At 64.2% G+C, this 24027-nt stretch carries 25 protein-coding genes and 1 pseudogene; 20 read left to right on the top strand and 6 right to left on the bottom strand.

Going from position 1 to position 24027, the window contains the following annotated elements:
• Positions 1 to 1232 precede the first annotated feature (1232 nt).
• Positions 1233 to 1499, bottom strand: coding sequence for a 30S ribosomal protein S20 (rpsT, locus tag QA635_RS41550; RefSeq protein WP_057015335.1), 267 nt, complete (start codon positions 1497 to 1499; stop codon positions 1233 to 1235).
• A gap of 373 nt (positions 1500 to 1872) precedes the next feature.
• On the opposite strand from rpsT, the gene QA635_RS41545 reads away from it, so the two are divergent.
• From QA635_RS41545 to QA635_RS41535, 3 genes are all read left to right on the top strand, one after another.
• Entirely contained in the window at positions 1873 to 2190 is a 318-nt protein-coding gene (locus QA635_RS41545) for a hypothetical protein (RefSeq protein ID WP_016842666.1), read from the top strand.
• Between the two features lie 130 nt (positions 2191 to 2320).
• Positions 2321 to 2977 carry a peptide-methionine (S)-S-oxide reductase MsrA gene (gene msrA, locus QA635_RS41540; RefSeq protein ID WP_050383605.1) on the top strand — a complete coding sequence of 219 codons (657 nt, stop codon included), beginning with the start codon at positions 2321 to 2323 and terminating at the stop codon, positions 2975 to 2977.
• A 184-nt stretch (positions 2978 to 3161) separates the two neighbouring features.
• The gene (locus tag QA635_RS41535) at positions 3162 to 3917 is read left to right on the top strand and encodes a polysaccharide biosynthesis/export family protein (RefSeq protein WP_283065975.1); all 756 of its coding nucleotides are present in this window, start codon (positions 3162 to 3164) and stop codon (positions 3915 to 3917) included.
• A gap of 38 nt (positions 3918 to 3955) precedes the next feature.
• Here QA635_RS41535 and QA635_RS41530 read toward each other — a convergent pair whose 3' ends face one another.
• The 3 genes from QA635_RS41530 to QA635_RS41520 all read right to left on the bottom strand — a co-directional run bounded on the left by QA635_RS41530 (position 3956) and on the right by QA635_RS41520 (position 5882).
• On the bottom strand, positions 3956 to 4627 hold the full coding sequence (locus tag QA635_RS41530; RefSeq protein ID WP_283065973.1) for a dienelactone hydrolase family protein: 672 nt from the start codon (positions 4625 to 4627) through the stop codon (positions 3956 to 3958).
• Between the two features lie 134 nt (positions 4628 to 4761).
• Positions 4762 to 5097 carry a hypothetical protein gene (locus tag QA635_RS41525; protein ID WP_283065971.1) on the bottom strand — a complete coding sequence of 112 codons (336 nt, stop codon included), beginning with the start codon at positions 5095 to 5097 and terminating at the stop codon, positions 4762 to 4764.
• Positions 5094 to 5882 carry an alpha/beta fold hydrolase gene (locus tag QA635_RS41520; RefSeq protein ID WP_283065969.1) on the bottom strand — a complete coding sequence of 263 codons (789 nt, stop codon included), beginning with the start codon at positions 5880 to 5882 and terminating at the stop codon, positions 5094 to 5096. Before QA635_RS41520 ends, QA635_RS41525 begins: the two co-directional genes overlap by 4 nt.
• Positions 5883 to 6191: 309 nt before the next feature.
• On the opposite strand from QA635_RS41520, the gene QA635_RS41515 reads away from it, so the two are divergent.
• The 4 genes from QA635_RS41515 to QA635_RS41500 all read left to right on the top strand — a co-directional run bounded on the left by QA635_RS41515 (position 6192) and on the right by QA635_RS41500 (position 11887).
• Positions 6192 to 6683, top strand: coding sequence for a (2Fe-2S)-binding protein (locus tag QA635_RS41515; RefSeq protein WP_026192016.1), 492 nt, complete (start codon positions 6192 to 6194; stop codon positions 6681 to 6683).
• The gene (locus QA635_RS41510) at positions 6680 to 8965 is read left to right on the top strand and encodes a xanthine dehydrogenase family protein molybdopterin-binding subunit (RefSeq protein ID WP_076824548.1); all 2286 of its coding nucleotides are present in this window, start codon (positions 6680 to 6682) and stop codon (positions 8963 to 8965) included. The genes QA635_RS41515 and QA635_RS41510 overlap by 4 nt, the downstream gene beginning before the upstream one ends.
• A gap of 291 nt (positions 8966 to 9256) precedes the next feature.
• A complete protein-coding gene (locus tag QA635_RS41505) occupies positions 9257 to 10354 on the top strand; it encodes an HD-GYP domain-containing protein (protein WP_283065964.1) in 1098 nt (365 codons plus the stop codon).
• A 243-nt stretch (positions 10355 to 10597) separates the two neighbouring features.
• The gene (locus QA635_RS41500; RefSeq protein ID WP_283065962.1) at positions 10598 to 11887 is read left to right on the top strand and encodes a cytochrome P450; all 1290 of its coding nucleotides are present in this window, start codon (positions 10598 to 10600) and stop codon (positions 11885 to 11887) included.
• A 104-nt stretch (positions 11888 to 11991) separates the two neighbouring features.
• Here QA635_RS41500 and QA635_RS41495 read toward each other — a convergent pair whose 3' ends face one another.
• Positions 11992 to 13572 (bottom strand): AMP-binding protein, encoded by a 1581-nt coding sequence (locus QA635_RS41495; RefSeq protein ID WP_283065960.1) that lies wholly within the window; start codon positions 13570 to 13572, stop codon positions 11992 to 11994.
• A gap of 209 nt (positions 13573 to 13781) precedes the next feature.
• Positions 13782 to 14201 (bottom strand): VOC family protein, encoded by a 420-nt coding sequence (locus QA635_RS41490; protein WP_057015344.1) that lies wholly within the window; start codon positions 14199 to 14201, stop codon positions 13782 to 13784.
• Positions 14202 to 14405: 204 nt separating this feature from the next.
• On the opposite strand from QA635_RS41490, the gene QA635_RS41485 reads away from it, so the two are divergent.
• From QA635_RS41485 to QA635_RS41425, 13 genes and pseudogenes are all read left to right on the top strand, one after another.
• Positions 14406 to 15377, top strand: coding sequence for a Bug family tripartite tricarboxylate transporter substrate binding protein (locus QA635_RS41485; protein WP_092080933.1), 972 nt, complete (start codon positions 14406 to 14408; stop codon positions 15375 to 15377).
• A 171-nt stretch (positions 15378 to 15548) separates the two neighbouring features.
• On the top strand, positions 15549 to 15836 hold the full coding sequence (locus tag QA635_RS41480; RefSeq protein WP_076824556.1) for a DUF3551 domain-containing protein: 288 nt from the start codon (positions 15549 to 15551) through the stop codon (positions 15834 to 15836).
• Between the two features lie 130 nt (positions 15837 to 15966).
• Complete coding sequence (locus QA635_RS41475; protein ID WP_283065957.1) at positions 15967 to 16422, top strand: ArsR/SmtB family transcription factor; 456 nt, start codon at positions 15967 to 15969, stop codon at positions 16420 to 16422.
• A pseudogene (locus tag QA635_RS41470) lies at positions 16407 to 16769 on the top strand (SRPBCC family protein); the annotation flags it as partial. The gene QA635_RS41475 and the pseudogene QA635_RS41470, both read left to right, overlap by 16 nt.
• An 18-nt stretch (positions 16770 to 16787) precedes the next feature.
• Positions 16788 to 17525, top strand: coding sequence for a DUF899 domain-containing protein (locus QA635_RS41465; RefSeq protein ID WP_283065955.1), 738 nt, complete (start codon positions 16788 to 16790; stop codon positions 17523 to 17525).
• A 144-nt stretch (positions 17526 to 17669) separates the two neighbouring features.
• Complete coding sequence (locus QA635_RS41460) at positions 17670 to 18026, top strand: DUF1428 domain-containing protein (protein WP_028335567.1); 357 nt, start codon at positions 17670 to 17672, stop codon at positions 18024 to 18026.
• A 128-nt stretch (positions 18027 to 18154) separates the two neighbouring features.
• On the top strand, positions 18155 to 18772 hold the full coding sequence (locus tag QA635_RS41455; protein WP_057015349.1) for a hypothetical protein: 618 nt from the start codon (positions 18155 to 18157) through the stop codon (positions 18770 to 18772).
• Complete coding sequence (locus QA635_RS41450; RefSeq protein ID WP_225646647.1) at positions 18759 to 19181, top strand: transcriptional regulator; 423 nt, start codon at positions 18759 to 18761, stop codon at positions 19179 to 19181. Before QA635_RS41455 ends, QA635_RS41450 begins: the two co-directional genes overlap by 14 nt.
• Before the next feature lie 29 nt (positions 19182 to 19210).
• Positions 19211 to 19951 (top strand): di-trans,poly-cis-decaprenylcistransferase, encoded by a 741-nt coding sequence (locus QA635_RS41445; RefSeq protein WP_283065953.1) that lies wholly within the window; start codon positions 19211 to 19213, stop codon positions 19949 to 19951.
• 113 nt (positions 19952 to 20064) lie between these two features.
• Positions 20065 to 21621 carry a magnesium-protoporphyrin IX monomethyl ester anaerobic oxidative cyclase gene (gene bchE, locus QA635_RS41440; protein WP_283065951.1) on the top strand — a complete coding sequence of 519 codons (1557 nt, stop codon included), beginning with the start codon at positions 20065 to 20067 and terminating at the stop codon, positions 21619 to 21621.
• Between the two features lie 94 nt (positions 21622 to 21715).
• Complete coding sequence (locus tag QA635_RS41435; RefSeq protein ID WP_283065949.1) at positions 21716 to 22126, top strand: aminoacyl-tRNA deacylase; 411 nt, start codon at positions 21716 to 21718, stop codon at positions 22124 to 22126.
• Between the two features lie 54 nt (positions 22127 to 22180).
• Positions 22181 to 22336, top strand: a complete 156-nt coding sequence (locus QA635_RS41430) for a response regulator (RefSeq protein WP_283065947.1) — start codon at positions 22181 to 22183, stop codon at positions 22334 to 22336.
• A gap of 316 nt (positions 22337 to 22652) precedes the next feature.
• A complete protein-coding gene (locus tag QA635_RS41425) occupies positions 22653 to 23876 on the top strand; it encodes a threonine ammonia-lyase (protein ID WP_283065945.1) in 1224 nt (407 codons plus the stop codon).
• The last annotated feature ends 151 nt before the right edge of the window (positions 23877 to 24027 follow it).

Raw genomic sequence — 24027 nt, 5'->3', positions numbered from 1 at the left:
TGCCTTCGTACTTCCAAGTCTGAGAGATAATCGTTGCGAAAGCGCCGTGCAGGTTTCCTGCCGCGGCGCGACCTCTAGCGGGCGCCGTCTGCTCCGGACAAAGCTCTCCCGTGTGGCGTCCATGCGCCACCCGACAGATCAGCTGTTTGGAGAAGATGCGCCCCGCGAGGTCAGCGCGTACTCGACGGACGCTTCGGGTGGGAGCTGACGTCCGAGGGGTTGATTACGGCACCACTGGAAATTTGCGCTTCGGCTGTCGTTGGTTCGACTGCAGTGATGATACCGTAAGCCATAAGACCTCCCCCTCCCGCCGCGACGTATCGCGGCAAGTTGTCAGCTTGCTCGTGTCTTCAAATTCGAACTGCTGCTACCGAACACCGAAATGCCCGGCGCTTCGCCGCCGCCGTGTCGTTGTCAACCCGTTCACTCGCTCCGCGTTCCCGCTGCCAAATTCCGACTGACGTCCTGGTCTCTCTTGTTCGATCCCCCAAATTGCCGGGGACATCGCCGGAGAAATTTTGACACAGGTCGACCGTCCTCATATCGCTATGAGCCGTCAATTCAGCTTCGCTTGGAAAGCGTCGCTAACGCACACACCGCCGCCGATTTGTGCGTCCGCCCCTGGGTCTCAAACCGCGCTGATCTGGAGAGCCGTGGGCGTCGCGAACAAGAAATAAATACACCAAGCTGATTTTCTGACAATCCGTGGATTCGACGGGGATCGCGACTCTTCGCGACTGTTGCGGCGTTGCCGATGCTGAGTTGCGAAAGCAAGTTTTTGAATCAGCGCACAGATTCACGCGTGTCACAAACGACGGTGCAATACCAAAAATTTTTCATAGAAAATTTACATTTGGTCTCGCGCCGGTCATTTTTCCAATCGCTGTCCAACGCTATGTGCATAAGTAATTCGCGAGACGTCATTTTTCTCGATTACTTTTGCAGGGTAACCCCGCTTCGCAAGTTTCGTCCGCGAAATGCTCGCGCACTATTCCATCTATCTAGCTTAGCGAAGAGCAATCTGTGGGCGAGTGCGGCGCGTTAAGCATGTCGAGCCGGTAGAACTACGGACGCGACGAAACGAAACATGACACGCAGTTCGTTGCGCGGCAACGCGAAGTGTTCTCGCGCTATGAAACTTCCACGACAAAAGTCGAGACAAAAACAAAAAGCCCGGCGCGAGCCGGGCTTCGTGACAAATGTGTTTTCCAGTCAGCTCGCGCGGCGAGCCGTTACTTCGCGAGCTTGGCGATGCTCTGCGTGAGGCGCGACACCTTACGGCTCGCGAGGTTCTTGTGAATGATGTTGCGCTGCGCTGCCTTCATCAGCTCGGGCTCGGCGCGGCTCATCGCCTTCAGTGCCGCCTCGCGGTCGCCGCTCTTGATCGCTTCCTCGACGGTGCGCACCGCGCCACGCATCTGCGTGCGGCGCGACTTGTTGACGATGGTGCGGCGGGCAATCTTGCGGGTCGCCTTCTTGGCGGAGGTGGTGTTGGCCATGGTTCTCTAACTGTCCTTCGGCGGTGATCGCTCGGTGGTCGGGCTTGCGCGCACCGGCCGGTTCAAATCTCAACTCTGATGTATTTGTCCAAGGTGGTTTTCTTGGGTGTCCTTGAGGCGGCCATGCGAAGAGCGCAAAATGCTGCCTCCGCATGCGGCACTGTCCAAAGAACAGCGGCGGCAGGATTGCGCCCGCCGCCATCGGTCGGTCTTATAGATGGCGCGGGCTTAAGCGTCAACGCTTTCGGGACCCAAAAAGGGCCCGAAATCGTCCCTGCGGGGGCCGGATAAGCCGCTGAAGAGGTTGAATTTCCGGGGGGCGCCCGGTAAGGCCTGACGACGCGTGGGGCGCGACTGGGAGTTAGGGTGACGCATGATCCGCGGCTTTTTCCGTCTGATCGGCCTTCTGCTGCTGGCCGGCAGCTTCATCTTCATGGTCTATGACGGGGCCCGCTACGTCGCCGACCAGAGCCTGCGGTTCACCCAATTCGGCCAGTTCTGGAACGACATCCACCAGTCGAGCCAGCAGGCATTCCATGCCTGGGTGGATCGCTTCGCCCCCTGGCTCTGGAATGACGTGATCCGCCTGCTTCTGGAGCAGCCGGTATTCGCAGTGCTCGGTATTGCCGGCATCCTGCTGATGATCCTGTTCCGGCCGCGCAAGCCCCTGATCGGCTACGCGCGCGACTGACTTGTCGGCGGCCCTCCTTGGCTGCAGCGCCCCGTAACGGGGCTGCCATCATCCGCGTAAGGACATATATAGGTGACAGCCGGCCCGCAGGCCGTTGCCGCGTCGGCCGATGTCCCGCCTGGAGGTGTCCATGTTGTTCATGCGCAAGACCACTGCGTTGCCAAGCGCCGCCGAGGCGTTGCCGGGCCGCGCGACGCCGATCCCGACCGCGATCACCCATTTCGTCAATGGCAGCAAGTTGCAGCCGCCTTATCCGCAAGGCCTCGAGCAGGCGGTGTTCGGGCTCGGCTGCTTCTGGGGCGCGGAGCGCAAATTCTGGGAACTCGGCGAGGGGATCTACACCACTGCGGTCGGCTATGCCGGCGGCCACACCCCGAACCCGACCTATGAGGAAGTATGCTCGGGGCGCACCGGCCACACCGAAGTGGTGCTGGTCGTGTTCGACCCGAAGAAGATCTCCTACGAGAAGCTGCTGAAGACGTTCTGGGAGAACCACAACCCGACGCAGGGCATGCGCCAGGGCAACGACATCGGCACGCAATATCGCTCCGCGATCTACACGTTCAGCGACGCGCAGCGCAAAGCCGCCGATGAGTCGCAGGCGATGTATCAGAAGGCGCTTGCCGCCAAGGGCCTCGGCGCCATCACCACCGAGATCGCGCCGGCCGGTGAATTCTACTTCGCCGAGGACTACCACCAGCAATACCTCGCCAAGAATCCGGCGGGCTATTGCGGGCTCGGCGGCACCGGCGTGTCCTGCCCGATCGGCGTCGGCGTCACCGCCTGACCGCCTTGCTGAGGTCTTGTTGAGAAAGAGCTCGCTCCGGAAAACCGGTTTGCGCTCTTCCCGGGTACGGCTCCAAGCCAATGGGAGGCCGGCTTTTCCGGCCTCCCGCTCGATCCTCGAAAACCCTTTGTTAACCATAAGTGGTGCAAGACTGGGCCTGTCTCGCCGTTGAGGGATAGGTCCGGTGCCGGTTGCACGCGCGTTACGATTGCCGATCACTGCCGTTGTGGCTGCGCTCGCGCTGTCTGGCTGCATGAGCACGTCCGGTCCCGTCGCCGTCGGCCCGCAAGGCGTCGATGCCGTCACCTACGGCCCGGCCTACGCACCCGCTCCGGTTGCCGATGCAGGCGGCGGCGGTGCAATCAGCGCATTGCGTTCAGCCTTCGCCAGCACGTCCCCTGGTTATGGCTATGCCGTCCCGGCCGCCGCCCCGGTCGTCTATGCCGCCGCCTCCCCGGGTGGACCCCCCGCCGGTTACGACAACGGCTATCACCTTGGCCCCGGCGACAAGCTCCGCGTCGTGGTCTACGGCCAGGAAGGCCTGACCAATTCCTATGCGATCGACGCCGCGGGCGCGATCACCATGCCGCTGATCGGCTCGGTGCCGGCACGCGGCCGCACGCCGGCCGGGCTTGCCGGCGAAATCTCGGCACGGCTGCGCAACGGCTATATCCGCGAGCCTTCGGTGGCGGTCGAGATCGAGTCCTATCGTCCGTTCTTCATCCTCGGCGAAGTCCAGGCCCCCGGCCAATATCCCTACGTGCCGAACATGACGGTCGAGAGCGCGGTCGCGATTGCCGGCGGCTTCTCGCCGCGTGCCCGCCGCGACAGCGTGACGCTGACCCACACCGATGCGTCCGGCTCCGGGCGCTTCGTGGTGCCGCTGGGCACGCCGATGAGCCCGGGCGATACGGTGTTCGTCGGCGAGCGCTGGTTCTGAAGAAGGACAGCGTCCTTCGTCATTCCGGGTTCGCCCTATCAGCGCAGATGCTTCGCGAAAAATTCCATGCTGCGCGGCCAGGCGATGTCGGCGCTTGCCTTGTCGTAGCTGGCGCGCTCGTCGCAATGGAAGCCGTGCTGCGCGCCGGGATAGATGAAGACCTCGACCTCGGGCCGCTTCGACTTGATGGTCTCGACATCGCCCAAGGGAATGCCGGCATCCTTCTCGCCGAAATGCAGCTGCGTCGGCACCGCCGGCTTGTCGTCGGCGAAGCGTACGACCGCGCCGCCGTAATAGCCGACCGCGGCTGACAGCCCGGCCAGCTTGGTGGCGGCCGCATAGGCGACGCTGCCGCCGAGGCAGAAGCCGATGATGCCGACCGGCCCGACCGGCTTCACAGCGTCGATCGCCGCCTGGCTGTCGCGCAGCATCGCGGCCCAGTCGGGATTGGCGACGAACTTCCGCGCCTCGGCGATCTCGTCGGGGGAATAGCCGCTCTGGAAGTTCGGCGTGATGCGATCGAAGATCGAAGGTGCAGCCGCAACAAAGCCTTCCTTCGCCAGCCGGTCGCAGACCGAGCGGATGTGGTGATTGACGCCAAAAATCTCCTGGATCACGACGACCGCGCCCTTCGGCGCGCCGGCAGGATCGGCGCGGTAGGCGCCGAGTTCAAATCCGTCCGAAGCTTTGAGTTTGATGTCTTGTCCCATGGTCCATCCTTGTCAGTTTGGGGGTTGCATGAAGCTCTCGATGATGAGGCGCGATGACATCGTCGTCGCGCTTTGGCTCTTCGTTTGAACATGGCCTTTTCGGAAAACCGCTTCGCACTTTTCCGGACCATGCTCTAGCGCCACATCCAGTTCTCGCCCCAGTCGGCCTTCCAGCCGGTCAGCCGGTGTTTGCGGAATTGCAGGAAGAGGCGGTCGTGGTGCGGAAACAGCCCGCTGCCGCCGAGGTCGCGGAAGGTCAGGAAGATCTCGTTGCCGGGCCGTCCGCTGACATAGGTGAGGGGCGTGCCGAGCGCGCGCTGCGCGTCCGCAACGCCCATGCCGAACGCCAGCGGCGTGGTGTTCGACAACGTCGTCGTGAAAGTGGACGGGGCTGTGACGAACGGCAGCTTCTGCGCGCTCGCCCCTGTCGTGGCCGCAGTCAGCAACAAGGCAACGGCGACTGACTTCATGGCGCGGTCTTTCCCGGCGCGCCGGCCTCAAGCCCATCCAGGAACGGCAGCACCGCGGTGATGAAGGCCTGCGGCTGGTCGATGTTGACGGCATGGCCGGCGTTCGGAATCACCGCCTTCTGTGCACCGGGGATCTTCGCCGCCATGTAATCGGACGCCGCCAGGAACGGCGTGTCGTCGGCGCCGACCACAACCAGCGATGGCGCCTGGATCCCGGGCAGCGATTCGATCACCCGAGCATCGCGCTGGGCCAGCATGCCGCGCGCGGCGAGCGCGAGGCCCCTGGCGTTGCGATGGGTGACCGACGCGCGCTCGGCGCTCAACGATCTCAGCACCTCGAGCCCTTCGCGGTCGAAGCGGTCGCCGGTCTCGCGGGCGCGCTTGTTCCAGACCTCGCGGGCGTCGTCCTTCTTGAAGCCCGGGCCGGTGTCGATGATCAGCAGCGCCCGCACCCGTTCCGGATAGGCGCGATGAAAGGCAAGCGACATGTAGCCGCCGAGCGACAGCCCGCCGACGATCGCCTTGTCGGCGCCGGCGGCGTCGAGCAGAGCGGCGATGTCGCCGACCGTCAGCGCTTCGCTATAGGCATCGGGATCGTCGGGATAGTCGGACTGGCCGTGCCCGCGCATGTCCCACAGGATCAGCTTGTGCCGCTGCGACAGCGCCTCGATCTGGCCCTGCCACATCGCCGAGGTCGAGGAATAGCCGTGGGTCAGGATCAGCGGCGGGCCACTGCCGTGAACCTCGTAGTAGATCTCGACGCCGTTGCGGTTGAGCTTGGCCATTGACGGGCTCCTTGTGTTTCTCTCGCCGCTGTCATCGGACGGCGTTGCCGGCGCTTGCTGCCGACGCTTTGAGCAAGCGCCTGGCGATTAGACACCAACGCTGCCATTCCAAAAAGCGTCATGCCGTTGCCGCATCGCACAACAGTCATCTTCGGAAATTTATTCTTTTCGAGCAATTCCAAATTGGATTGCCTCCAGCCGGGAACCGGATCATTGTTTCGGCAACTGTCGCTTACCCGGTGGGCGCCGGCCAAGACCCAACAGTGAGTTGCCGCCGTAAGCGGCTTCCTACACCGGAAGGGGAGAGAGATGCCAAATCTCAATATCAACGGACGGAATATGTCCGTCGAGGCGGCCAATGACACGCCGCTGCTTTGGGTCATCCGCGAGCAATTGCAGATGACGGGCACCAAATTCGGTTGCGGCGCCGGTCTGTGTGGCGCCTGCACGGTTCACGTCAACGGCGAAGCGGTGCGGTCCTGCCAGACCTCGGTCGCCGACGCCGTCGGCAAGAAGATCACCACCATCGAAGGCCTCTCCGCCAAGGGCGATCATCCCTTGCAGAAGGCCTGGGTCGCCGAGCAGGTGCCGCAATGCGGCTACTGCCAGTCCGGCCAGATCATGCAGGCGGCGGCGCTGCTGTCGAAGAACACCAACCCGACCAAGGAAGAAGTGGTCGCGCATATGGACGGCAACCTCTGCCGTTGCATGACCTATTCACGAATCCAGAAGGCGATCATGCGCGCTGCGTCCGACATGCGCACCGCATCGGCCACCGGATCCGAGCGGAGGGCCACATGAACAAGCACGTGAAAAACCTCGCGCCAGAGACGACCGATCTCAGCCGCCGTTCCTTCCTGGTCGGCACCGCTGCAACCGGCCTCGTGCTCGGCTACGCCGGGTCCGGCATCGATCAGGCGCTCGCGGCACCCGCGCCCGCCAACTTCGAGCCGAGCGTCTGGTATTCGATCGCGCCCGACGGTCTCGTCACCGTGACCTGCGGCAAGGCCGACATGGGCCAGCACGTCGCCTCGACCATGGCGCAGATCGTGGCCGAAGAGCTCGGCGCGAACTGGAAGGACATGCGGGTTCAGCTCGCCTCCAACGATCCGAAGTTCAACGATCCCGTGCTCGGCGCGCAGATCACCGGCGGCAGCTGGTCGACGATGATGAACTTCGATGCCATGAGCCGCGCCGGCGCAGCCGGCCGCATCGCATTGACCGAGGCGGCGGCGGCCTCCATGGGCGTGCCGGCCGGCGAGCTGGTGGTGCGCGACTCCAGGATCAGCCATGCGAAGTCGAAGAAGTCGATGTCGTTCGCCGAAGTGGTGAAGAGCGGCAAGGCGACCAAGACCTTCACGGCGGATGACCTGAAGGCGATCAAGCTGAAGACGCCCGACCAGTACACCATGATCGGCGTCTCGGTGCCGCAACTCGACATCCCGTCGAAGACCAACGGCACGGCCAAGTACGGCATCGACGTGATGGTGCCGGGCATGGTCTACGGCGCGCTGGTTACCCCACCGGTGCGTTACGGCGCCACCGTGAAGTCGGTCGACGATAGCGCGGCCAAGAAGCTGCCCGGCTTCATCAAGGCCGTCACCCTCGACGACAAGACCACAACCACGACCGGCTGGGTCGTCGCGGTCGCCAACACCTATGCGCAGGCGAAGAAGGCCGCGGCTGCGCTGAAGATCAGCTATGACGGCGGCCCGAACGCAAAATTGTCGAGCGAATCGCTGCTCACGGAAGCCAAGCGGCTTCAGGGACTGGACGATTCCGGCCAGTTCTTCGTCAAGGACGGTGATCCCAAGGCGGCCTTCGGCTCGGCAGCCAAGGTGTTGGAGGCGGAATACACCACCAACATCAACATCCACGCTCCGATGGAGCCGATGAACGCCACCGCGGAGTTCAAGGGCGACATCCTGCACATCTATTCCGGCAACCAGTTCGCGACGCGCTCCGGCGCGATTGCGGCCGGCGCCGCCGGGATCGATCCGAAGTTCGTGGTGATGCACCAGATGTGGCTGGGCGGCGGCTTCGGCCGGCGTCTCGACGCCGACATGATGGTGCCCGCGGTGCAGGCGGCGAAGGCCGTCGGCAAGCCGGTCAAGGTCATCTACACGCGCGAAAACGACATGACGATGGATTTCTCGCGTCCGCTGACCTACCAGAAGGTGAAAGCCGGCATGGACGGCGACGGCAAGATCGTCGCGATGAGCCACGACGTGGTCTCGGCCTGGCCGACCGCGCGTTGGGGAATCCCCGATTTCCTGACACCGTCGGTCGACAAGAAGGGTCCGCTCGACTCCTTCACCGTGAACGGAGCGGACTTCTTCTATACCGTGCCCAACCACTATGTGCGGGCGATCAAGAACGAGATGGCGCACAACGCCACCCCGTCGGGTCAGCTCCGCTCGGTGGCGCCTGGCTGGACGTTCTGGGCGGTCGAAAGCATGATCGACGAGATCGCGCATGCGACCGGCAAGGACCCGGCGCAGCTGCGCATCTCGTTGCTCGACGGCAAGGGCAAGAATGACGGCGGCGCGCAGCGTCTCCGCAACACCTTGCTCGCTGCGATGGGGCTTGCCGGCTACGGCACCAAGCAGTTGCCCAAGGGCGAAGGCATGGGGGTCGCCTGCGTGTCGTCGCAGGAGCGCGCCACGGCGAGCTGGACCGCCTGCGTCGCCCATGTCGCGGTCGCCCCGTCGGGCGAGGTGACGGTGAAGAAGCTGACGGTTGCGACCGACGTTGGTACGCAGGTGAATCCCGACGGCATCCGCGCCCAGGTCGAGGGCGCGGCACTGTGGGGCATGTCGCTGGCGCTGTTCGAGAAGGCGACGTTGAAGGACGGCGGCATCGAGCAGACCAACTTCGACAGCTACACGCCGCTTCGGATGAGCCAGCTGCCGGAAGTCGCGGTCAACGTCATCGCCAATGGCGAGAAGGCGACGGGCGTCGGCGAGCCCGCGGTGACGGTGGTGGCGCCGGCGATCGGCAACGCCGTCTTCAACGCGGTCGGTGCCCGCGTTCGCGGCCTGCCGATCACCGCGGAAGCCGTCAAGGCTGCGATGAAGGCGTAACGGCCTGAACGAACAAGAACGCCGGAGAGCACGAGCTCTCCGGCGTTTTTCTTTGCTTCGCGCGTCGGCCGGGCGATGACGGCATCAACTTCGACGCGGCAAAAATTCATGATTCGCTGCCGATCTGCGCAACTGCATCGATTTCCGGCCGGCCTGATTTTGCTGGCGGATTCGGCGATCCCTCAAATTGTATCCATTGCGCTTAAGCGCCGTTCAGCATCCCCATTAAGTCGGAGGGAACGCATCGTCAGGTAGCGTCCCGACGTCGGTCGTTACCGCGACGGGGATTTCATGACAGCCTTAGCCAACAACCAGACTTCGAAGCGCCGCCTCCTGCTGGCGTCAGATCGAAGCGATCAGAGCAACGAGCTCGCCAACATCCTGCGCTCGGTGGGCGAGGTCGATACCGTTCCGACCTCTGACATTCCCGAGCAGCCGGCCCGCGATCTCTCCGGCATCGTCGTCGACATCAACCTGCGCTCGCCCGAAGCCGTGCAACTCGTCCGCGCCAAGCTGCAGGCCGACGCCTATCGCGAGATGCCGCGGTTGTTCGTGCTGGCGGATGCCTTGCATCACGCCTCGATGCAGGCCTGGGCGCTCGGCGCCACCGACACGATCTCGCGGCCGTTCGATGCGCGCGGCATCTTGCAGCGCATCCGCGCTGCATTCCCCGACGACAGCGGTTATGACGAGACCGATCGCGGCAAGGCGCTCAACCGCGGCGTCGAAGCCGCGCACGGCGTGATGGTCAAGATGTTCGAGCGGATGCGCGCCGGCGAGCCGCTCAAGTTCGAGGACATCGTCGCCGCCGAGAACAAGATCCTCAAGGCGATCAAGCACAACTCGCTGCGCGAATGGCTGACCACGGTCGGCTGCCATCACCAGGAGACCTATCGCCACTGCCTGTTCGTGACCGGTTTCGCGGTCGCCTTCGCGCAGCATCTCGGCATGCGCGACGACGATCAGCGCCGGCTCGCCCGCGCCGCGCTGCTGCACGACGTCGGCAAGGCCTTCGTTCCGGTCGCGCTGCTCGACAAGCCCGGCGCGCTGACGGTGGAGGAAATGGCCGAGATGCGCGAGCATCCGCGCCGCGGCTACGAGGCGCTGTCCGCGCAGGGCGGCTTCCCGCCGGAAATGCTCGACGTGATCCTGCATCACCACGAATTCCTCGATGGTACCGGCTATCCGAACGGCCTCAGCGGCAACCAGATCAGCGACATCGTCCGCGTCACCACGATCGTCGACGTCTATTCTGCATTGGTCGAGAAGCGCGCCTACCGGCTGCAGTTCACCCACGCCAAGGCATTCTCCATGATGGAGGAGATGGGCGGCAAGCTCGACCAGCAATTGCTGCAGGCGTTCCGCCCGGTGGCGTTCGGGCATTATTGAACTCCAACGGTTTTTGTCGTCATTGCGAGCGAAGCGAAGCAATCCATCGCTCCGCGTGTGCGGGCCGATGGATTGCTTCGTCGCGGAGCCTGTCGTCGGGCGCGCGTTCGCGCGACCCGTTGGCTCCTCGCAATGACGCCTTTGGCGGGGATCCTAGCCAATCAACGCAAGTCGTCCTCCTTACCTCCGCCTAGATTCCGGTGATCATCGGCAAGACCGATGCTCCGACGGGTGAGGACGATCATGGATACGGCAACGACCGGGGATTTCGACATCCCCGCCGACATCGCGGCAACCCTCGTCGATCCCGTCGCCTATGCGGACGACCGCATCCACGACAGCTATCGCTGGCTGCGCGCCAACAATCCGCTCGGCATCGCGCGGCCCGAGAAGTTCGATCCGTTCTGGGTGGTGACCAAGCACGCGCATATCCAGGCAATCAGCCGGCAGAACGAGCTGTTCCACAACGCCGATCGGCCGACCACGCTGACGACGCAGGCGCTCGAGGAGCGCGTTCGCAAGATCACGGGCGGGCCCAATTTGGTGCGCTCGCTGGTCCAGATGGACGCGCCCGATCACCCGAAATATCGCGCGCTGACGCAAGGCTGGTTCATGCCGGCCAATCTCGGCAAGTTCGAGGCCCGCGTCCGCGAGATCGCGCGCGCCACGGTGCAGCGCATGCTCGCGAGGGGCGGCGCCTGCGACTTCGTCGAGGACGTCGCGCTCGGCTATCCGCTGCACGTCATTATGGAGATCCTCGGCGTGCCCGAGGCGGACGAGCCGCGCATGCTCAAGCTGACCCAGGAGCTATTCGGGCCGCAGGATCCCGACACCGCACGCGTCCGCGACGCGCTCAGTGCGGAGCAGGTCTCCGCGATGTTGCAGGCGATCATCGCCGACTTCTCCGCCTACTTCCGCAAGATTACCGAGGATCGCCGCCGGAACCCGCGCGACGATCTCGCCACCGTCATCGCCAACGCGAAGATCGGCGGCGACTACATGCCGGAGCACGATCAGACCAGCTATTACATGATCGTCGCGACCGCGGGCCACGACACCACCTCATCCTCGACCGCGGGCGCGATCTGGGCGCTGGCCAGGGACCCCGCGGAATTCGCCAAGGTGAAGGCCAATCCGGAACTGATCCCGGGCCTGGTCGACGAGTCGATCCGCTGGATGACGCCGGTCAAGCATTTCATGCGCTCGGCCACCGCGGATACCGAGCTCGGCGGCCGCAAGATCGCCAAGGGCGATTGGCTGATGCTGTGCTACGCCTCGGGCAATCGCGATGAGGAGGTGTTCGAGGACCCCGATCGCTTCCGCAGTGATCGCAAGCCCAACCGCCATGTCGCGTTCGGCTATGGCGCGCATCTCTGCCTCGGTCAGTACCTCGCCAAGCTCGAGATGCGCATCCTGTTCGAGGAGCTGCTTCCCCACCTGAAGTCGCTGTCGCTCGACGGCGAGGTGAAGATGACCCAAGCCTATTTCGTCAACGGCCCGAAGAAGCTGCCGATCCGGTTCGAGGTGAATTGAAGTCCGTCCGTCATTGCGAGCGAAGCGAAGCAATCCATAGCGCCGCACACGCGGAAACATGGATTGCTTCGTCGCTCCGCTCCTCGCAATGACGGAGAAAAACCTTACTCCACCATCTTCCTAAGCTCCGCCTTCGCGACCTTCTCCAGCGTCGAGCGCGGCATCTCGTCGACGAAGCGGATTTCGCGCGGCACCTTGAAGTCGGCGAGGCCTGCACGGCAAGCGGCCATGATGTTGTCGTGGAGGTCGACGGGCAACGCGGCGACGCCGGCTTGCGGGATGATGAAGACGACGGGCACCTCGTCCAGCATCGGATGCTTCTTCGCCACCACGGCGGCTTCGCGTACGCCCGGCACCACCGCGATCACCTGTTCGATCTCGGAGGCCGCGACATTCTCGCCGCCGACCTTCAGCATGTCCTTGGAGCGGTCGCCGAACTTGATGTAGCCGCGCTCCAGCATCGTGACGCGGTCACCGGTGATGAAGTAGCCGTGCTCGTCAAAACTCTCGCGCGTGGCCGTCTCGTTGTGCAGATATTCGGCGAACAGCGACAGGCCGGGAATGCCCTTGATCAGGAGATTGCCGGTCTCACCGACGCCGGTCGGCGCGCCGTCGTCATTGACGATGCGGATTTCGTATTCGGGGGCGGCGCGGCCGATCGACATCGGCGTGTTGGGCTGATCGACCTCGCCGATGATGCCGTGGGTGATGGTCTCCGTCATGCCCCACCAGCCGATGATCTTGATGCCGAACACGCTGAACGCCGGCGGCTCGTTCACGGCGGTGCCCCAGAGCCGGAACTTGTGATTCTTCGGCACCTCGTGCTCCAGCAGCGCCTTCATGCAGAACGGGATCGTCGAGGTCCAGGTCGAGCCGTGCTCGAGCGCCACCGGCCAGAAGCGGCTCGCCGAGAAGCGCGGCTGGATCACGCAGGTGCCCCCGACCCACAGGCTCGCCAGCATCGAATAGGCCAGCGCGTTGGTGTGAAACAGCGGCAGATAGGTCTGATGCACGTCAAAGGCGTGCAGGTCCTGATGCGCGGCGTTGATCTTGGCGCCCCACAGCGCGTTGGCGTGGGTCCACAGCACCGCCTTCGGCCGCGACGTGGTGCCGGAGGTGTATTGTACACTGCAGGGGGCGAGCGGATCGGTTGGGCGACGTGGCCGGTCGGCACCGTCGGCAAACAGCGCGTCAAAACTGTCGCCGCGCGCGGGCGGTTGTGCCGGCGCTTGCCCGGCGTCGTGCGAGGTCACCGCGATCCAGCGCAGGCCCTTGCAGTTGGCTGATATCAGCCCGGCATAGGCCGGCTGGGTGATCGCGGCGACCGCGCCGCAATGGCCGGCAAAATATTCGATCTCGGCGGCGGCCGAGCGGGTGTTGGTGGTGACGGCGATGGCGCCGAGCTCGACGCAGGCGAACCACGACATGATCGCTTCGACGCAATTGTCGAGATGGACCAGGACATAGTCGCCCTGCCGGATGCCGCGCTTCGCAAGGCCCGCAGCGAGCGCGCCGACCCGCTCATGGAATTCGCCGTAGCTCCAGCGCCGTGCCGGCGCGTCGAATGGCGCCCAGATCAGGAATGGATGGTCGCGCCGCACCTCGGCGCGCATCCGCAGCAGCCATGGCACGTCGAGTCCCGCAAACGGTCCCACGATGCCCGGCACTGCTTTTGAATTGCTCATATGTCCTCCCGCGCGGCCTTGCCGGCCGCCATTGATCTTGGTTGGGAGCAGTTCTGCCATCGGCGTGTGCCGAGAGCAAATCGGGATTTGCAAAGCGGTTTTGCGCTGAAGCAATCTGTTCCGCCGCACGGAAGAGATCGATTTATTCGCGGCAGCCGTCATCGGGCGCGCATTCGCACGCCGCGTCGGCTCGCAAGGACGAACGAAAGCTACGTCGCGTTCTTCTCGTATGACGAGATCTCGATCAGGCTGCCGTCGGGGTCGCGGCAATAGACCGAGCGCAGCGTGCCGCGCGCGCCCTGCTTGGCCACCGGGCCTTCCTCGATTCTGACGCCATTGGCCTTCAGATGTGCGACCACTTCCTCGGGCGTGCTCGAAGTGAGGAAGCAGAGATCGTCGCTGCCGGCCGCCTCGTGATCGGCGGTGAACCAGTCCACCTTGTCGGCATCGCGCGGCCGCACATTGATCTTCTGGTTGCCGAACACCAGCGAGGTGCGCGGTGTCTTGCCCTTGCCCGGGTCGAACACCTTCACCTCCATGCCGAGGATCCTGCTGTACCAGGCAACCGAGCGCACGACATCGGTGACGTTGATCACGAGATGGTCGAGGCCATTCACCTTGACGGACATGATCGATCCTCTTCGGTCCAGAGTGCTTTCGAGCGATGTGGTCGCCGGTTCTGGTGCGATCAGTGCCGAAGCTTAGTCTTTCGTCGCGGTCGGCGGCGCACGTGTCGCACTGGTCGCTTCAGGCATTGTTTGTTAAAACCGCGCCGCACGCAACGCAACAGAAACGGGCAGGGCGCCAAACCCTGCTGGATTGGGAGAAGCTTCATGATTTCACGCCGTACCGCGCTGGGCCTGATCGGGTCGGGGATTTCGACATTCGCGATCGGCCGCGCTTCCGCTGCCGACTATCCGGCGCGGCCGGTGCGCTGGATCGTGGGTTATCCGCCGGGCGGCGCCACCGACATCATCGCGCGCCTGGTCGGGCAGCGGCTGTCGGAGAGGCTCGGGCAGCAATTCGTGATCGAGAACAAGCCGGGCGCCGGCAACAATATCGGCACCGAGGCGGCGATCAATGCCGAGCCGGACGGCTACACCGTGCTGCTGGTCAATCCGGCCAATTACATCAATGCCTCGCTTTACGCCAATCTGAAGTTCAACTTCGTGCGCGACGTCGCGCCGGTTGCTTCGTTCAATCGCGTGCCGAACGTGATGACCGTCAACAAGGACGTGCCGGCCAAGACCGTCGCCGAGTTCATCGAATATGTGAAGGCCAATCCCGGCAAGGTGAACATGGCCTCTTCCGGCAACGGCACCTCGGTGCATCTCTCCGGCGAGATGTTCATGGCGATGACCGGCTGCAAGATGCAGCACGTGCCGTATCGCGGCGCCGCGCCCGCGATCACCGACATGCTCGGCGGCCAGGTGCAGGTGATCTTCGACAACATGCCCTCGATCATCCAGCACATCCGCTCCGGCGCGTTGCGCGCGCTGGCTGTGACGTCAACGGAGCGATCCTCGCAACTGCCCGATGTTCCGTCGGTCGCCGAAACCGTGAAGGGCTACGAGGCGAGCGCGCTGTTTGGCATGGGCGCGCCGAAGAACATGCCGAAGGAAGTTGTCGCCAAGCTCAACACCGAGATCAACGCCGTGCTCGCCGAACCCGACATGAAGAAGCGTCTGGTCGAGCTCGGCGGCGATCCGCTGATCCAGACGCCGGAAGCCTTCGGCAACGACATCAAGGCCGAGACCGACAAGTGGAAGAAGGTGGTCGAGTTCGCCGGCCTCAAGGTCGAGTAGGCCTCGCAAGAGTCGCGATGCTGGATCGCGCGGGACAAACGTGGCCCGCGTGGTACAGCCGGTCCCTGGCCGAAGCCGAATTCGTCGGCCTTGACCCGGAATAAAATGACGTTCAGGAACCTTATCAAAGATGCCGCACCTGGCTAACTGCGGCGTCCGAGGAGCCGGATCATGCGCGCATCGGGATTGGCAATGCTTGTTCTGGGAACGATGACGCTCGCAGGCGCGGCGAGTATCACGCCCGCTTCCGCCGATCCTTATGACTACCCATGGTGCGCGCAGGGCCCGAGCCTGGGTTATCCCGGCGAATGCGCTTACCGGACCTACCAGCAATGCCTCGCGAGCGTGTCCGGCCGCTATCTCTATTGCGGCGAGAATCCGCGCTTCCTGTTCAGCGAACCGCCGCCGCCACCGCCGGGCCGCTATCAGCGTCGGCACCGGACCGTATATCCCGACTAGCGTTGCGGCATCACCGCAAGGCAGCCTGTCGCCACCGTTCCTGACGTTCGTCCCTTGCGCCGGGTCCATCCTGACGCGATCGTGAAGCCGCGCACTTGACGTCGCGCCGTTTGTGCCTATACTAAACCACATGGTTAAGTATCCGGACGAGACGCTGGACCGCACCTTTGCGGCGCTTTCCGATCCCACCCGTCGCGCGCTGCTGGCGCGGCTCGGCGACCAGGAAAGCCTGTCGGTGAGCGAACTGGCGCAGCCATTCGCGATGTCGCTGCCGGCGATCATGAAGCATCTCGACGTGCTCACCGATGCAGGTCTCGTCGCGCGCGAAAAGACCGGCCGCACGGTGGCGTGCCGGCTCACCGCACGGCCGATGGAGCAGGCGATGAACTGGCTCAATGGCTATGCGCAATTCTGGTCCGACAATCTCGACCGCCTTGCCGCCTTTGTGGAGGAAGAACCATGGCAAACCAATCCGCAGTCGCCGCCGACGCCGGCCTCGCCGCGCGCCCAAGCCTCACCCTCACGCGGCGCCTCCGCGCGCGGCCGGAAAAAGTCTACGCCGCGTGGACCGAGCCGGAAAATCTAGCGCAGTGGTTCGGACCGGGTGGGGTCAAGCCGGCCACGACGCGTGCGGAGCTCGATGTCCGCGTCGGCGGACGCTATCGCATCGGATTCATCGGCACCAACGGCGAATATCACGAGGTTGGCGGCGTCTATCGTGAGGTGGTGCCGAACGAGAAGCTGGTGTTCAGCTGGGCCTGGCATTCGACGCCCGAACGCGAATCCGAGGTGACGATATCGATCAAGCCCGATGCCGGCGGTACGTTGCTCACCTTCCATCACGCGCAGTTCGTCGATGAGACCGCCCGCGACAACCACCAGCGCGGCTGGACCGCATTCCTTGGCAATCTGGAAAGCTTCGTCGACGCCTGACCTGCAAAGGAGCATCCCATGCAACAGCACATGATCGTCTCGCGCGAAGAATGGATCGCAGCCCGCAAGGCATTGATGGCCGGTGAGAAGGAGCTGACCCAGGCCCGCGAAGCGCTCAGCCGGCAGCGCCGCGAACTGCCCTGGGTCAAGGTCGACAAGGACTATGTGTTCGACGGGCCGGGCGGCAAAATGACGCTCGGCGATCTCTTCAAGGGCAGGCCGCAACTCGTGGTGCAGCATGTGATGTTCGCGCCGGAGTGGGACGCAGCGTGCAAGAGCTGCTCGTTCTGGGTCGACGGCTTCGAGCGAATGGTTCCGCATCTGGCTGCGCGCGACACCACGATGATCGCGATCTCGCGGGCGCCGCTCGTCAAGCTCGACGCATTCAAGGCGCGGATGGGCTGGACCTTCGATTGGGTCTCCTCGGGAGAGAGCGACTTCAACTACGATTACGGCGTGTCGTTCACGCAAGGGCAGATCGATGCGGGGGACGCGAAATACAATTATGGAACGACGCCGCTCTATGGTCCCGAACTGCCCGGCATCAGCGTGTTCTTCCGCGATGAGACAGGGAGCGTGTTCCACACTTACTCGACCTTCGCGCGCGGCCTCGACATGATGAATGCCGCCTATCACTATCTCGACCTGACGCCGCTCGGCCGCCACGAGGAAGGATTGCCCTATCCGATGGATTGGGTGCGGCTACGTGACCAGTACCAACCGGCGCCGGTTCAGGCATCCTGCTGTCACAGCTGATCGTCATTGCGAGGGGCTCGCGACAAAATTGCAGGGCAATTTTGCGTGGAAGCGACGAAGCAATCCATCTTCAGCGTTTGGAGAGATGGATTGCTTCGCTGGCGCTCGCAATGACAGGGAGCCCAAACAGCAGGAAACCGCCCAATGCCTTACGTCGATGGATTCATCGTCGCCGTGCCGAAGAAGAAACTCAAAGCCTATGCGCAACTCTCGAAGAAGGCTGGCAAGGTCTGGCGCGAGTATGGCGCACTGGATTATCGCGAATGGGTCGCCGACGACGTCAAGCCAGGCAAGCTGACCTCATTTCCGCAGAGCGTGAAACTGAAGGCCGGCGAAACCGTCGTGTTTGCCTGGATCACCTACAAGTCGCGCGCCCAGCGCGATCGGATCAACGCCAAGGTGATGGCCGATCCGCGCCTGGCATCGATGAGCATGGGTGACGTGCCGTTCGACGGCAAGCGGATGATCTATGGCGGCTTCGCCAGCCTGGTGAAGGTCTGACGCGGCACGGTTTCGCCGCAATCCGCGCAGTAACCGGCTGTTAAACATCACGCTCGGCAAGCCGCGCGATGCCGCTTGCGTTTACTTGGTGATCCCGTATACTTTGCAATACAAAGTTCGGGCGAATCATGCGTGACCTCGACAAGGCGTTGGCCGATATCCTCGCCATCCGCAGCCAGATTGCGGCCGGAACGGCGTTCCGCGGCTACGGTCCGGCAACCGTCGCCGCCACCAGCGGCATCGCGCTGGTCACGGCGCTTGCGCAATATCTCTGGCTCGCCGATCCCACCGCTCATCCGATCGCGTTCCTCGCAGGCTGGGCGGCGGCCGCGTTGGTCTCCGCCGTGCTGATCTGGATCGAGATGCAGGCGCGCTCGCGGCGGCATCATTCCGGCCTTGCGGACGCGATGGTCCAGCAGGCGATCGAGCAGTTCGTTCCCGCGGCGATCGCCGGCGTGCTGCTCGCGATCCTGCAATGGAAGTTCGCGCCCGAGACGTTGTGGATGCTGCCCGGCCTGTGGCAGGTGCTGGTCAGCCTCGGCGTGTTCGCCTCGGTCCGCCTGCTGCCGCGCACGATCGCGCTCGGCGGCGCCTGGTATTTCCTGTCGGGCTTCACGGTGCTCTTGATCGCAAGCCAGAGCCACGCGCTGTCGCCCTGGACCATGGGACTGCCATTCGCGATCGGCCAGTTGCTGCTCGCAGCGCTGCTCTATTTCGCTTCCGGAGGCCATGATGCCGAAGACTGACCTGACCACCGCGCCGTTCGCCTATGACGGCCTCGACCGCGTCATCCACGAGAAGGCGCGGCTCGGCCTGCTGACCTCGCTGATGGCGCATCCGAAGGGGCTCGCCTTTGCCGATCTCAAGCAGCTCTGCGGCCTGACCGACGGCAACCTCAGCCGGCACCTCCAAGTGCTGCAGGAGGCCGGTCTCGTCGACGTCATCAAGGGCTATGAAGGCAATCGTCCGCACACCACCTGCCGCCTGACCAAGAGCGGTCGCCGCCGCTTCCTCGACTATCTCGCCGTGCTCGAGCAGCTGGTGCGTGACGCGGCCAAGGCTGCCGGCACGGCAGAAAAGGCTGCCGGCAAGGCTGAGAAGACCGTCGGCAAGGACGACGGCGCGGCCGGCCGCCTCGGTATCCAGCCGGTTTGAACCATCTCATTTTGTCCGGAGACTTTGTGATGCAAAGTAACGTCGCGCTCAAGCCGGAAGCCGCCATCAGGCTCCATGTCGGCATCATCATGGACGGCAATGGCCGCTGGGCGACGCGGCGCGGCCTGTCACGGCTGCGCGGACACGAGGCCGGCGTCGAGGCGATCCGCCGCATCGTCGAGGCCGCGCCGGACCAGGGTGTCGGCACGCTGACGCTCTACGCCTTCTCGAGCGACAATTGGCGCCGTCCGAAGGCCGAGGTCGCGGCACTGATGGGGCTGCTGCGCTTCTATCTCGCCAACGAGATCGCTGCGCTCGTGCGCAACGGCGTTCGCCTCACCGTGATCGGCCGCCGCGACCGGCTGCCCGACGGCATCGCCGCCGCGATCAGGCGCGCCGAGGCCGAGACCGCCGGCGGCACCACGCTGCATCTGCGCATCGCGATCGACTATTCGGCGCGCGACGCCATCCTGAACGCCGCCGCGCGCGCGGCCGGTGCCGGCGAGCTCAGCCGCGAGACGTTCTCCGATCTCATCACCGGCGAGGCCGGGCTGCGCGACGTCGACCTGATCATCCGCACCTCGGGCGAGAAGCGGCTGTCGGACTTCCTGCTCTGGGAGGGCGCCTATGCCGAGCTGCATTTCACCGAGCGGATGTGGCCCGAATTCGATGCCGACGATCTCGCCGACGCACTCGGCTCCTTCCATCGCCGCGAGCGCCGCTTCGGCGGACTGACCGCGATCGCGCCGGCGGAGGTGCCGAACCTCTAACGCGTCAAGCCGCGCCAACTGCTCTCTTCCTAAAGCCCGGCCGGGGGGTTGGGCTCTCTCTCACAAGATGCGGGGACGAACGATCACGCCAACCAAAGCGGGAGCGATCATCCATGCGCATTCTTCTCATCAACGTGCCGCACCCGGCGATCGGCAGCCGGATCCCCGACGACCATCTGCCGCCACTTGGCCTGTTGTCGATCGGCGGCCCCCTGATCGATGACGGCCACGACGTCGATCTTATCGATGCCGAGTTCGGGCCGATGCCGGTCCAAGCCATCGTGGCGGAGGCATCGAGATTTGCACCGGATGCGGTGCTGTTCGGCCATTCCGGCTCGACGTCGGGCCATCCTGTCATCGCCGAGGTGGCGCAGGCGATCGTCAAGGCCGTGCCCGGTGTGCGGATCGTCTATGGCGGCGTGTTTCCGACCTATCACTGGCGCGACATCCTGCGCGAGGAGCGCTACGTCACCGCGATCGTGCGCGGCGAGGGCGAAGAGACAGCGCGGCGTCTGATGCGGGCGCTGGAGGCCGGCGAGGATCTCCGCATCATCAACGGCATCGCATTTCGCGACGATTACGGGCCGCGCGTGACTCCGCCTGCGCCTGTCATCCGTGATCTCGATGCCTATCGCGTCGGCTGGGAATTGATCGATCACGCGCGCTACAGCTATTGGGGCGGCCTGTGCGCCGTCGTCGTGCAGTTCTCGCGCGGCTGTCCGCATCTGTGCAATTACTGCGGCCAGCGCGGCTTCTGGACGCGGTGGCGGCACCGCGATCCCGTGCGCTTTGCGAAGGAGCTGGCGCGGCTCCATCGCGAGCACGGCGTCAAGGTGATCAATTTCGCCGACGAGAATCCGACCGTCTCGAAGAAGGCGTGGCGGGCCTTTCTCGAGGCCCTGATCGCGGAGGATGTCGATCTGATCCTGGTCGGCTCGACCCGCGCCGACGACATCGTGCGCGACGCCGATATCCTGCATCTCTACAAGAAAGCGGGCTGGCAGCGCTTCCTGCTCGGCATGGAGAACACCGACGAGAAGACGCTGGAGCTGATCCGCAAGGGCGCGACCACCACGATTGATCGCGAAGCCATCCGTTTGATGCGCCAGCACGGCATCCTGTCGATGGCGACCTGGGTGGTCGGCTTCGAGGAGGAGACCGACCGCGATCATTGGCGCGGTCTCAGGCAGCTGTTGTCCTATGATCCCGACCAGATCCAGATGCTCTACGTCACGCCGCATCGCTGGACGCCGTATTTCCGGCTCGCGGCGGAGCGGCGCGTCATCCAGACCGATCGCAGGCTCTGGGACTACAAGCATCAGGTGCTGGCGACCCGGCACATGCCACCATGGCGCGTGCTGCTCTGGTTCAAGTTCACCGAGATGGTGCTGCAATGCCGCCCGAAGGCGCTGCTCCGCGTGCTGCTTCACCGCGACGCCGGACTTCGTCACGCGATGCGCTGGTACACGCAGATGGGCCGCCGGGTCTGGCCGCATGAAATCCTCGGCTTCCTGCGCGACAAGAGGTTGAAGAACGGGCCGACCGTGCAGGAATTTTGGGGCGCGCCGCAGGATATGGAGGAGGAATCGATGTCGTCGCACCGGCCCGAGCGCCGCGTCGGCACATCAGGCGCGGCGCAAGTCGATACCGTCTTGTCGGGTTCTGGATAACTGGCGCTGATGACTGGACGCCTCAGTCATCAGCGCGATAATTTCCTGGTCGGCTGCGCAGAACAAAAAGAACCGTGGCGGTCGAGGCGTCGAGTTGAGCATACAGGTTGCGATCTTAAAAATATTGGCCAGTCACGTCGGCGGCAGAGCCACCCTCAATTCACTCAAGCACGACCTCGCAATCCTCTCATCCAGCGGCGACGATTGGCATGCGCGGATCAAACGTCTGGCGTCGCGGGTTCCCGAACTCGACATCTTTAGCAATCGCTATGTGCTCCGTGACGTCGAAGGCTGGGAGATCACATCGTCCGGTCGTGAGTTGCTGCGCGCGCTGGAAGCGGTAACGCAAGACAATCTGCCGTCCGCGCCCGCGGCCGAGGCCGCGATCCGCGCCGAGGGCAAGCTGATCGTGGTCGGTCACCGCTTCAAAAGCCGGGTGCGGCCACAGCGTGATCCCGAACAGAGCACGTTGGCGCGCCGCCGGCCGATCCGCGAGCCGCATTGAACCTCACTGCGCTGCCCGCGACCTACCTTCGGGACGTGGGTTCGGAGGTCGCAAATGACTGCTTTGGCTCAATCGATCGCACGCGCGTTTCCGACCAATTCGCTTCGGAGCAGCATCGCCCGGCATGTCCTGCTGCTTGCCTCCGCGGTCCTGTTCGTCGCGGCGCTCAGGGCAAGCTACGGCCTCGATCTCAGCGTTGGTCTCTTTTAGCCGCGCGACAAATTATCCGGCCTCAAGTCATATTGGGTTAACTGGACCGAGGTAGCCCGGCGCACGCTTTCCTTGCATCTCTAACCCGGGCCGGTCTTCCATGGATAAGCCGATGCGCTGCCAGTGCGGCAGGACGCGAACCATTGTGCTCGACAAGCATTTCCGCACCGCGCTGGTATGCCCGAAATGTGATGAGGTTCAACTGACCGGGCCGGCGAGGCCGGAGGAACGGGTGTTAGCCGCACGATAGCACGGTCGTTTTCGGCGCCGAAACCCGCTAGGTTCCGTCTGACGAAACGGACCAAAGCGAAACCCGATGCCGCAGCCTGCCCATACCGCCGCCATCACGCTTGCCGACATACGCCGTGCCGCGGATGTGATCCGGGATGCGGTCATGGTCACGGCCTGCAACGAGAGCCGCACGCTGGGCGAGATCTGCGGCTGCCGCCTGTTCCTCAAATTCGAGAACCTGCAGTTCACCGCGACCTTCAAGGAGCGTGGCGCGCTGAATCGCCTGCAGGCGCTGTCGCCCGGGGAGCGCAAGCGCGGCGTGATCGCGATGTCGGCCGGCAATCACGCCCAGGGCGTGGCCTATCACGCCAAGCGGCTCGGCATCCCCGCCACCATCGTGATGCCGATCGGCACGCCGATGGTGAAGATCGAGAACACCAGGCGGCACGGCGCCGAGGTCATCATCACCGGGCAGACGCTGGAAGAATGCTTCGCGTTCGTCGGCTCGCATGCCGCGCAGAAGGGCTTGATCCTGATCCATCCCTATGACGATCCGCTGATCATTGCAGGACAAGGCACCATCGGACTTGAAATGCTCGCGACGGTGCCGGAGCTCGATATCCTGGTGGTGCCGATCGGCGGCGGCGGGCTGATCTCGGGCATCGCCACGGCCGCGAAGGCGCTGAAGCCGTCGATCCAGGTCGTCGGTGTGCAGGCCCAGCTCTATCCGTCAATGTACAATGCGGTCAAAGGCGAGCAGCTGCCGATGCGCGGCGACACCCTCGCCGAGGGCATTGCGGTCAAGGCGCCCGGGCAGATCACCACGAAAATCGTCCGCCAGCTCGTCGACGACATCATCCTGGTCAGCGAGGACCAGATCGAGCGCGCGGTCGCGACCCTGATCTCGATCGAAAAGACGGTGGTCGAAGGCGCCGGCGCCGCCGGTCTCGCGGCGGTGCTCGCAGCTCCCGAGCGCTTTGCGGGCAGCTCAGTCGGCCTGGTGCTGACCGGCGGCAATATCGACACCAGGCTGATTGCCTCGGTCCTGACCCGCGAGCTCGCGCGCGAGGGACGACTGACGCAACTGGCGCTCGACATCGTTGATCGGCCCGGACAGCTCGCGGCGGTGTCGATCCTGCTTGCCGACGCCGGCGCCAATATCATCGAGGTCTCGCATCAGCGCACCTTCTCCGATCTTCCGGCGAAGGCGACGCTGCTCGAGCTCGTGATCGAAACCCGCGACCGCGCCCATCTGGAGGACGTGCTGGCAAGGCTCAGCGCCGAAGGATTCGCGGTGCGGGAGAGTTAGCAACGCGGTCCCATCAGCGAGTCGAAGCACCTGATCCGTCATCCTGAGGAGGCCGCAACGCGGCCGTCTCGAAGGATGAATCGGCCACCGGCCGGGCCGTCGATCCTTCGAGACGCGCGCAAGTGCGCGCTCCTCAGGATGACGGTTCATA

Origin of the sequence: Bradyrhizobium brasilense, from assembly GCF_029714345.1 — a bacterium.
Lineage (GTDB): Bacteria > Pseudomonadota > Alphaproteobacteria > Rhizobiales > Xanthobacteraceae > Bradyrhizobium > Bradyrhizobium australafricanum.
Note: the sequence above shows the minus strand (reverse complement) of the source record. Positions and strands in the feature narration are given on the sequence as shown.

Excerpts from the sequence above, each read along its gene's own strand:
- QA635_RS41425 (WP_283065945.1), top strand. The coding sequence starts at position 22,653 with ATGCCGCAGCCTGCCCATACCGCCGCCATCACGCTTGCCGACATACGC.
- QA635_RS41490 (WP_057015344.1), bottom strand. The coding sequence starts at position 14,201 with ATGTCCGTCAAGGTGAATGGCCTCGACCATCTCGTGATCAACGTCACC.
- bchE (WP_283065951.1), top strand. The coding sequence starts at position 20,065 with ATGCGCATTCTTCTCATCAACGTGCCGCACCCGGCGATCGGCAGCCGG.
- msrA (WP_050383605.1), top strand. The coding sequence starts at position 2,321 with ATGTTGTTCATGCGCAAGACCACTGCGTTGCCAAGCGCCGCCGAGGCG.
- QA635_RS41480 (WP_076824556.1), top strand. The coding sequence starts at position 15,549 with ATGCGCGCATCGGGATTGGCAATGCTTGTTCTGGGAACGATGACGCTC.
- QA635_RS41455 (WP_057015349.1), top strand. The coding sequence starts at position 18,155 with ATGCGTGACCTCGACAAGGCGTTGGCCGATATCCTCGCCATCCGCAGC.
- QA635_RS41500 (WP_283065962.1), top strand. The coding sequence starts at position 10,598 with ATGGATACGGCAACGACCGGGGATTTCGACATCCCCGCCGACATCGCG.
- QA635_RS41460 (WP_028335567.1), top strand. The coding sequence starts at position 17,670 with ATGCCTTACGTCGATGGATTCATCGTCGCCGTGCCGAAGAAGAAACTC.
- QA635_RS41515 (WP_026192016.1), top strand. The coding sequence starts at position 6,192 with ATGCCAAATCTCAATATCAACGGACGGAATATGTCCGTCGAGGCGGCC.
- QA635_RS41495 (WP_283065960.1), bottom strand. The coding sequence starts at position 13,572 with ATGAGCAATTCAAAAGCAGTGCCGGGCATCGTGGGACCGTTTGCGGGA.
- QA635_RS41445 (WP_283065953.1), top strand. The coding sequence starts at position 19,211 with ATGCAAAGTAACGTCGCGCTCAAGCCGGAAGCCGCCATCAGGCTCCAT.
- QA635_RS41525 (WP_283065971.1), bottom strand. The coding sequence starts at position 5,097 with ATGAAGTCAGTCGCCGTTGCCTTGTTGCTGACTGCGGCCACGACAGGG.
- QA635_RS41430 (WP_283065947.1), top strand. The coding sequence starts at position 22,181 with ATGACTGCTTTGGCTCAATCGATCGCACGCGCGTTTCCGACCAATTCG.
- QA635_RS41505 (WP_283065964.1), top strand. The coding sequence starts at position 9,257 with ATGACAGCCTTAGCCAACAACCAGACTTCGAAGCGCCGCCTCCTGCTG.
- QA635_RS41530 (WP_283065973.1), bottom strand. The coding sequence starts at position 4,627 with ATGGGACAAGACATCAAACTCAAAGCTTCGGACGGATTTGAACTCGGC.
- QA635_RS41465 (WP_283065955.1), top strand. The coding sequence starts at position 16,788 with ATGCAACAGCACATGATCGTCTCGCGCGAAGAATGGATCGCAGCCCGC.
- QA635_RS41475 (WP_283065957.1), top strand. The coding sequence starts at position 15,967 with ATGGTTAAGTATCCGGACGAGACGCTGGACCGCACCTTTGCGGCGCTT.
- QA635_RS41520 (WP_283065969.1), bottom strand. The coding sequence starts at position 5,882 with ATGGCCAAGCTCAACCGCAACGGCGTCGAGATCTACTACGAGGTTCAC.
- QA635_RS41450 (WP_225646647.1), top strand. The coding sequence starts at position 18,759 with ATGCCGAAGACTGACCTGACCACCGCGCCGTTCGCCTATGACGGCCTC.
- QA635_RS41545 (WP_016842666.1), top strand. The coding sequence starts at position 1,873 with ATGATCCGCGGCTTTTTCCGTCTGATCGGCCTTCTGCTGCTGGCCGGC.
- QA635_RS41485 (WP_092080933.1), top strand. The coding sequence starts at position 14,406 with ATGATTTCACGCCGTACCGCGCTGGGCCTGATCGGGTCGGGGATTTCG.
- rpsT (WP_057015335.1), bottom strand. The coding sequence starts at position 1,499 with ATGGCCAACACCACCTCCGCCAAGAAGGCGACCCGCAAGATTGCCCGC.
- QA635_RS41510 (WP_076824548.1), top strand. The coding sequence starts at position 6,680 with ATGAACAAGCACGTGAAAAACCTCGCGCCAGAGACGACCGATCTCAGC.